The sequence below is a fragment of the Fulvivirga imtechensis AK7 genome (genome assembly GCF_000331535.1).
GTDB lineage: Bacteria > Bacteroidota > Bacteroidia > Cytophagales > Cyclobacteriaceae > Fulvivirga > Fulvivirga imtechensis.
In genome coordinates this window covers 97,844-104,443 of sequence record NZ_AMZN01000029.1, presented here as the reverse complement: position 1 = coordinate 104,443, position 6,600 = coordinate 97,844, and the positions used below count along the sequence as shown (strand labels likewise).

The 6,600-nt window shown below is 46.4% G+C and carries 3 protein-coding genes; all 3 read right to left on the bottom strand.

Features of this window, described 5'->3' with window-relative positions; translation table 11 throughout:
* The coding region (locus C900_RS09145) for an autotransporter outer membrane beta-barrel domain-containing protein (RefSeq protein ID WP_157493962.1) at positions 1-4,133 on the bottom strand (4,133 nt) is incomplete at its 3' end.
* Between the two features lie 174 nt (positions 4,134-4,307).
* Positions 4,308-5,609 carry a PD40 domain-containing protein gene (locus tag C900_RS09140; protein ID WP_009579479.1) on the bottom strand — a complete coding sequence of 434 codons (1,302 nt, stop codon included), beginning with the start codon at positions 5,607-5,609 and terminating at the stop codon, positions 4,308-4,310.
* Positions 5,593-6,573, bottom strand: a complete 981-nt coding sequence (locus C900_RS09135) for a PorP/SprF family type IX secretion system membrane protein (protein ID WP_083867465.1) — start codon at positions 6,571-6,573, stop codon at positions 5,593-5,595. The genes C900_RS09140 and C900_RS09135 overlap by 17 nt, the downstream gene beginning before the upstream one ends.
* Positions 6,574-6,600 lie beyond the last annotated feature (27 nt).

Sequence of the window (6,600 nt, the reverse complement as noted above, 5' to 3'; positions counted from 1 at the left end):
GCAGCACTAACCGTTGTAGTGGCCGTTGTGGCGATTACGCTACCTGAGTTTAGCCAACGATAGGTCACGCCTTCTGTTGTTGTGGAGCCGATCAGTTCTAAGCTGGTAGTCAAGCAGGTCAAAGGGCCTGTGTTGCTGGCTGTTACCTCTTCAGGCTGGGTGTTGTCTGTGATCACTTCGGTGGTGACGGTGGTCGTGCAGCCTGTACTTTCTTTGGTCACCTCAAGGGTGTATTCACCAGCAGCACTGACCGTTACGGTGGCTGTAGTGGCGATTACGCTACCGGAGCTTAGCCAGCGGTAGGTCACTCCTTCTGTTGTGGTGGAGCCGATCAGGTCTACGCTGGTAGTCAAGCAGGTCAAAGGGCCTGTGTTGCTGGCAGCAACGTCCTGAGGTAAGCTAATATCCTGCATCACTGTAACTGTGTCCTGTTTTGTACAGCCATTGTCGTTATTAATCACCTGAGCAATGTAAGTACCTGATTCGGAAATTGTAATTGAGCTTTCCCCTGGCGTAAACCCATCCCAGGAAATTGTAATATTAGGCGTAGTTGATGACGCTACTAACTCGACAGCAGTGTGGGCACAACTCAGAGTGTCTGCCGGAGAGATTGAAATATCCGGTATTGCGACATCTTGCGTAACTGTTGCGGTGGCAGTACCTGTACAACCGCCACTAGAGGAAACGACCAATGTATAGTCACCCGGAGTACTTACCGTGATGACCTGTGTGTCCGCGGTAAAACCCTCCGGACCGGTCCAGTTGTAGGTAACACCGGGCTCGGAAGACGCTCCGGTGATGTCTACTGAAGTATTGCTGCAAGTCAATGTTCCATCTACAGTCACAATAGCATCTACACTACCCTGACTGGTTCCTGCGACTGTTACGTTATCGAAATAATATTTCTCAGTGGAGTGAGAGTTTCTTACTCTAAAGATGATCTGGACGGTACTACCATTTAATGGTTCCGATTCAATAGTTGTTGACGATGCCGCATTATTTGCCCCGTTAAGGCCTCCGTTATTTCCAAATATCAGCGTTTCCGCACCACCATTCAGCTTATAGTAAACCCGTATATAGTCGTCTGATTCAAAATAATCGTTAGAACTGGCGGTTGCACTGCGCAGATCAGCAGATACCGTAGCGTTACTAATCCCCGAAATATCGATGACATCAGAAAGCCAGACACCCTCGTTAGCTGAATTGAAGGATGCCTTGAATTCATTTCCTTTCACCGAAAAGGTACCCGATCCCGAATTTTGTACTGTCCAGCTTGTCGGGCCATTATCTGAATTTGTACCATCTGCGAGGGTAAAATTTTCCTGCCATACAGTATTTATACCACCTCCATCGGAGGTTACTTGGGCTATGGCTGTAGCCGTACACCCTCCGGGAGTGGATACCTCCAGTGTATAGTCACCAGGCGTGCTGACGCTAATCACTTGTGTATTTCCAGTAAAACCACCCGGTCCGGTCCAGTTATAGGTGACGTTCGATGCATTGGAACTGCCGGAAATAGTTGCTGACGAATTGTTACAACTCAGGCTCCCATCCACAGTTGCTGTGGCAGTTAGAGGTGCGTTTACCATCACGTTATCGAAATAATATAGCTCATCCATGGCAGTGGTCCTCCCTTTGATAACGACCTGAAGAGTAGAACCATTGAGTTCGCCACTGGTGATAATACTGGCGTGACCGTTGTTATTGATCTCCCCTAAAAACTCATGGGCCAGTATTTTAGACCCACCATCCAATATGTAATATAGCCTTAGATAGTCGTTCAGGTTCCCCGAGCTTTCCAATCCATTTCCACCATTGATCACCTCGCTTCTTGCCGCCATGGTAACGGTTACATTCGGCATATTTGAAATGTCAATAACTTCTGAAGTCCATTTCGCTACTTTCCCGGCACCGGTGTTGACAATCACAAACTCATTGCCTGAGACCTCGAAATTTCCACCTCCGCTGTTTTCTATACTCCAACTTGTGCTACCACCATCGCTGTCGGTACCATCAGGAAGTGTGAAGTCTTCGCTCCACAAAGCAATGGTATTAAATTTCAATACCTCTACCTCCGCGACAGCCGTACATTCTGTCCCCGGGGCAGTCACAGTCAGGGTATACATTCCCGGTTCCGTAACCACAGGGTTTTGGGATGATGATGTAAAACCGCCCGGCCCTGCCCAGTTGAAGGTCGCGCCTGCAGTATTCGAGCCGCCGGATAATGTCACCGAGGTGTTGGTGCAGCTTAAATATTCACTTGCCGATGCCGTTGCAGTGACTACAGAGTTCAATTCTACATTATCGAAATAATAGAGCTCATCCGGGGCTGTAGTCCTGCCTTTGATAATGACCTGTAATGTGGAACCGTTGAGTTTACCGCTGGTTATCCTGGTGGCCTCACTGTTATTTCCATTGATCTCCCCTGAAAACTCATGGACCAGTGTTTTCGATCCTCCATCTAGCCTATAATATAAGCGCAGATAATCATTCAGATTTCCTGAGTCTTCGAGTCCGTTTCCTCCATTGATCACCGCACTTCTTGCCAGCATGCTGATCGTCACATCAGGTCTGCCTGAAATATCAATTACCCTGGAGGTCCATCTTGCAACCTCCCCGGCACCAGTGTTCACCACTACAAATTCATTTCCCAAAACCTCAAATTTTCCACCCCCACTATTTTCGATGCTCCAGCTAGTGCTGCCTTCATCACTGTCGGTGCCATCAGGATGTGTGAAGTCCTCTCTCCAGAATACACCGGAACCTCCTCCGGACACCTCTACACCGGCAGAGTTCGACTGCCCGGATGTAGGATCAGTCACGGTGACGGTGTAAGTTCCGGGTACGTTGACGGTGGGATTCCGGTACGTAGATGAAAAGCCATTGGGACCTTCCCACAAATAGTCAACATTAGAACTATTCGTGGTTATACTTATTGTCACCTCAGGATTCGTACAGTTGAGGGTTCCTCCTGTGATTTCTATGATCTCCAAGGTTGGCTTACCAATGACAATCATGTTATCGATCACATGTCTTTCATTTTCAGAACTGTTACTCACTTTGATGATAAACTGTACAGTATTCCCGGAAATATCGTTCACAGACACTGTAACGGGGGCTGCGGAAGCGCCTGTAAAGCCCCCGATCAACACTTCATTTCCCCCATCAAGCCGGTAGTAAGCTTTTATATAGTCCGAACTTTCCATTTTTCCGTAACCGGACAAGTCAACGGACATATCCACCGATGAATAGTTGGATATGTCTATTGATTCACTGATAAGCTTTGCCTCTCCGTTTAACTGTCTTCCAAGAAACCTGTCCTGCCGTACTTCGAAATATCCGACTGAGCCGATGGAGGCACCGGATACATCTCTCACCCACAGACCGCTGGAGGTAGAAAAATCGGGAAGTCCGTTAAACGTTTCATTCCAGACGAGGTTCGCAGGGAGGTTACCGGCATCCCCGGTCACTATCACATCGTCAAATACAATGTACTCCGCAGAATGATCGTTATACACTTTAATAATTATCTGTAATTTCTCACCTGCCAGTCCCGTAACAGTAGCTGTAGCCTGACCAAACGATCCGTATTGCGCCCCGTTGTCGAGCAGGGTCTCAGGGCCTCCATCCAGCCGGTAGTACACTTTGATATAATCTTCATGAGACTCCAATGCTCCTGTTGAGGACAGATCCACCCTAATACCAATGTTAGTGTAGTATTTGATATTGATCACTTCCGATTTCCAGATAGCTTCGATATCTAGATTATTGGATTCGTAAGCCTGATTTGCTACTTTGAAATGCCCGCTAACTCCTGAGGCTTCTCCATCCCATCCGGCTTGCCCGGCATGGTAATTCGTCCCATGGGGCAAATTATCAAAATCTTCATACCAAATGGTGTTGAATGGCAGGCTGGCGCTCTTGTAGGAGATATGCTCCATACCTGACATTTTAGCTTCCGTTGTGGGTTCAACTGATGATTTTGTCCTTGCCGGTATTTCGTGGTTTGGAGCTGCTATGTCCGGGATAGCTAAGGTATGGGTTAAGCTTGCTGTTAGCACATTGCTAATGAGTAAGAAGGAAGTGGCTATGAGCCTTTTACTTCTCGAAAGGTGAGATAAAATAGGTTCCATGCTGTTGGGTTTTAGTTGGTTTAGAAATATTTTATCGGCTGCCATGACCATTTATAAGCTGCTACCCGTTTGGATTTAGCCTGGTATTTGTTGGTCAGGGTAAACCTGGTTGTTATCAACTAGAAGGATACCGGCTTGCATTACTTATGCTTCGCTACCGGTATTGGCCTTTTCTTATTGGCTTTCATAGAATAGCCCCAGTACCTTTTCACCTGAGCTTTTGAATAGATCTTCATAGCGGGTAACTTTTCGCACAAACGCGTCAAAGTATCCTATCTTCCGGTAAGATCCCATAGCCTCGAGGGCCAGAGAAAAACTTTCGAATTCGCCAATAGAAAATCTGTTCAGCCCGTCATTGCCCATGTAGACACTAACTGAACTGATGTCGACTTTTTCAAAAAAATCGATTTCCGGGGCCTCTCTTTTTCCTAATGCCAATAACTGTACAGTATAGTAGATGGGCTGACTCAAGGCTTCTTCGCTCAGCGTATCCTGCACTAAGACAATAGCGGTGCTATCCAACAGAACTGTGGTATCAGGTACAGGTTCCGCTTCTCCAAAAGTGATGACGGCACTATATATGTCGGAATAACTTCCGTTTCCCGAGCTACTATAAAGTGCCAATCCGCCGGGGTCCAGACTCAGGTAGGCATCAAAGCCCTTTGTATTTATCTCAGGTCCCAGATTAACGGGTGTGCTCCAATTTTGCCATGTATCGTCCAGCCTTTCGGTCATAAAAATGTCAGAATCGCCAAACCCGCCATGCCCATTACTGGCAAAAAAGATCCGTTGCTCATCATCAGTCAGGAAAGGGGAAATTTCAAATCCGGATGTGTTTATTTCCGGCCCTAAATGAATGGGGTCCTGCCACTGACCGTTTTCTTTGATATAAATATAGAGGTCTTCTTCTCCATAGCTATTTTCCGAATTCGATGACAGCAGTATGACGTTTCCACTGGCAGAAACAAAGTATCCCCGAAAGTCTCCGGTATTTTTAAAGACCACATCATATTCCTTTGGCGCGGTCCAAATTCCGTCACTATCCTTTGTGCTGTAGGCTATTCCCCACTTTTCCCGTAAAGGGCCTGAATATGAATTGAGCAGATATAGTGTATCGGAATTTTCTGATATGCCGACTACCAGATTGTTATCAATGGTGTTCAGTGAAGTCAAATTACTGGCCGTGGACCAGGTACTGTCTTCTTTTAGCCGGCTATACCAAATATCCTGACCTGCCAGCTTACCACCCATATTTTCCTCTGAAAATGTCCTGACAAAATAGAGTGTCCTGCCATCGTTAGTCAGCATAGGATTCGATTCTTCCATTTGGCTGTTGACAGAATCGGAAAGCACCTTTACATCACTGACACTAAATTGTGCTACTAAAAGAGGAGCAGGTCCCAGGCACAATATCACAATGACAGTTGAAAAGACTTTTCCAAATGTGTGTTTAAAAAAATTACCAGATCGGAACATAACCTCTTTTATTAAAAAGTTGCAAACCCAGAGCGACCTCGTGGCTACCCGGCTTAAAATCACGAACATCCAAAAATTTATACTCATAAGAATAGCCAAACCGGAAAGTATCATTTATGATCAATCCCAATGAACCGATCAGTGTCTGATCATTACGATAAGCCATACCGGCATCCAGCAATTGGTTAAACCTTAGCTTCACCCCCAAATCAAATGAGGTGGGATTTCTTTTCGAGTAGCGTACTATAGCACTGGAAATCAGCTCCAGGTCCTGACGCAGACTGAACCTGTACCCTCCCAAAAGGCTGTGAGAAAATTTGGCAAAGAGGTCTTCTCCGGTTTCAAATCCCGACAAAACCACATCCCCGGCATTCAGAATGGAGTAGCTCAGGTAATATGTTGGGGAATACAACGCCAACCCACCATTTATCCTTAGATAGGTAGATTCCGGGGCATCTTTCAAATACGCGTTGTAAAGAGGGTCGCCCGGGTCAATGACGCTCACCCTTTCAAAGTCGATCTGCGTTTGATTAACGCCATATGACAACCCCAGCGAGAGATAGGTTTTGCGCTTGATAGGAACGTGCACAGCGGTATTGCACATGATCAGGTTTTGAGTAAAGGCTCCCAGTTCATCCTTAATTACATACCCGCCAAGTCCGAGTTTAACACCGTTTCCCTCGTAGGGGGAAAGATTACTTACCCTGGAGGAGTTATATTTGTATTCGTTATTTCTGAACTTTTTAACACCATTTACGCTCACCATCAAAGTTTTTGGCGCTCCTTCGAACCCCACCCACTGCTGGCGATAGGATGTACGGATGTCAACAAAGTCCATAGCGCCTGCAAGTCCGGGAGCTACGGAAGGCAGGTTTTGGTAGTATTGGGTCATGAGCACGTCACTTTGCGCGCAAGCGCCCACCCCTGCTAGTAGCAATATCGATGTAAAGAGGTGTCGGGTCATTTTTTATACGGTTTAGGTTAAAAGCTT